This is a genomic window from Microcoleus sp. D2_18a_B4 (assembly GCF_036702475.1).
GTDB lineage: Bacteria > Cyanobacteriota > Cyanobacteriia > Cyanobacteriales > Microcoleaceae > Microcoleus.
The window spans coordinates 1-2,362 of sequence record NZ_JAUBTL010000137.1; the positions used below are offsets into that span (position 1 = coordinate 1).

The following is a 2,362-nucleotide window of genomic DNA, read 5'->3' on the forward strand; positions in this document are numbered from 1 at the left end:
CGGTTAGCGCGACTTGAAAAGGTTGTTTAGTTTGAGGAGCCTACTCCTCTAGGGGATTCACACCCTCTACCCTCACGTAAAAGACTCTTATAGAGTTCGGTCACGCCTAAGTAAGTAATGAAACAGGCGGAGTGCAGACCACGGAAGTAACCCTTACTAGAAGCCTAATCCGGTAAGGAGCAAGAGGGAGTTTTTCTATGATGAACACTCGTGAACTGTCATTTAAACTGCGTCATAACGAAGGGAGCCAAATAGGGCTGATAGGCTCTAACCAAAAAGGTAAGCGGGTAGATTTAATATTTAATCGTTATTAAATCGTGTGAATACAATTCCCGCCGCAGAATAGACAGCATCTAAGGAAGAACAGACAACTAAACGATACAACAAGGTAAACCCTACAGAGTCTAGAAGAGGTCGAAAACTTCTAGTAAGTCTAAGGTAACGAAGACCGAAATCTCTGGAGGGTAGAGGATGGATGAAAAAGCAAACGCTAGTTTGTAATGAACTAGATAGAGGTTCAAGATTTGCCTCTGACCGAAAGGAATAGCAGACTTCATCTGGGTCTTATACGAAAAGACAAAATGTCAAAGAAACCAAATCTGAGGACAAGTTAGATGGGGGCAGTAATGTCAACAAACGGACTGAAGAAACAGCTAGAAGACTGGAGCCATATTGAATGGCAAAAGGTCAACAAACTTGTTAGGAATCTACGACAAAGAATCTTTCGTGCTCGAAAACTTGGTAACTTCAAAACTCTTAGGAGTCTACAGAAGTTAATGCAACGAAGCTACGCAAACTTATTACTATCTGTTCGGCGTATCACCCAGACCAATAAAGGCAAAGCAACGGCAGGAATTGACAAAGAAATTATCAATACCCCAGCGCAAAGGGTGACTCTGGTAAATACTTGGAAGGGGGGAAATCTCCAACCAACCAGAAGGGTGGAGATACCAAAACCTAATGGAAAGAAACGACCGCTTGGAATCCCAACCGTGCGCGACAGAATCGAACAGGCAATAATTAAGAATTCACTAGAACCCGAATGGGAAGCCGTGTTTGAGCCAAATTCCTATGGCTTTAGACCTGGTAGAAGTTGTCAGGATGCCATTGTACAGAACGTCAATAGAGTTCTGCCTAAACGATACGGAAGTAATGACAAATGGGTACTAGAAGCGGACATTCGAGGATTTTTCGATAACATTGCTCATGAATCTATCCTGAACCAGATTAGTAACTTCCCCAAAAGAAGTCTTATCCAAGGATGGTTAAAAGCTGGATTCTTCTTTGAAGGAAAATTAAATCCAACAGAGATGGGTACGCCACAAGGTGGGGTTATTTCACCCCTACTTGCCAATATAGGATTGCATGGATTAGAAAATTACATAAAATCCACCAACCCAAAACTTGGCGTGGTCAGATATGCTGATGATTTTATTGTCACAGCCAAAGACAAAGGAAGTCTTGAAAAAGCCCAAATCCAGATTCAACAATGGTTATCAGAAAGAGGACTCGAATTAAGCGAGGAAAAGACGCTAATTACGTCAATGGATGAAGGTTTTGATTTCCTTGGATACAACCACCGCCATTACAATGGCAAATTGCTAGTCAAACCATCGAAGAAGAAAGTCTTAGACTTTTGTAAACGAATCGGGAAAGAAATAAAGGCAATGAACGGAGTAGAACAAGAGGGGGTCATCAGAAAACTCAATCCAATTCTTCGAGGTTTTGCTAACTATTACAAAGGACAAGTTAGCAAGGAAACCTTTGGATATATCTCATGCCGGGTATGGCAATACCTATGGCAATGGGCAAAGCGTAGACACCCACAGAAAAGCGCAAAATGGGTTCGGAAACGCTACTTCAAGACCATAAATGGCAATACATGGACATTCGCTACAACAACTAGCGACCGCCGAGGGAAAGAGAAATATTTAATCCTCTACCCGATAGCATACACACCCATTGAACGCCATGTAAAGGTCAAGGGGGAAGCGTCACCGGATGACTCCTCTCTAAAGGAGTATTGGGATAATCGCCACCAAAAATACGGTAAGAGCTACTGGGTTAAAAATTCTCGGAATTATAAAATCGCTCAAAACCAGAACTGGAAATGTCCAACTTGTGGCGAACCTCTATTCAATGGAGAGGAAATAGACACCCATCACATAATCCCTGTTTCTCAAGGCGGACGAGACGACATCGAAAACCTTCGGCACTTGCACAAAACGTGCCATAATCAGGAACACTCAAAACCCAAGTTTTCCGAGCTTGAAATAAGGCTTGAGCCGGATGAGTGCGAAAGCCTCACGTCCGGTTCTTAGGGGAGGGGAGAGCGGTGACGCTCGAACCTTACCCGGCAACA

Annotated in this window: 1 protein-coding gene; it reads left to right on the plus strand. The window is 43.1% G+C overall.

From position 1 onward, the window contains the following. The first annotated feature begins 626 nt into the window (after positions 1-626). Complete coding sequence (gene ltrA, locus QUB04_RS32310; protein ID WP_333290740.1) at positions 627-2,321, plus strand: group II intron reverse transcriptase/maturase; 1,695 nt, start codon at positions 627-629, stop codon at positions 2,319-2,321. Positions 2,322-2,362 lie beyond the last annotated feature (41 nt).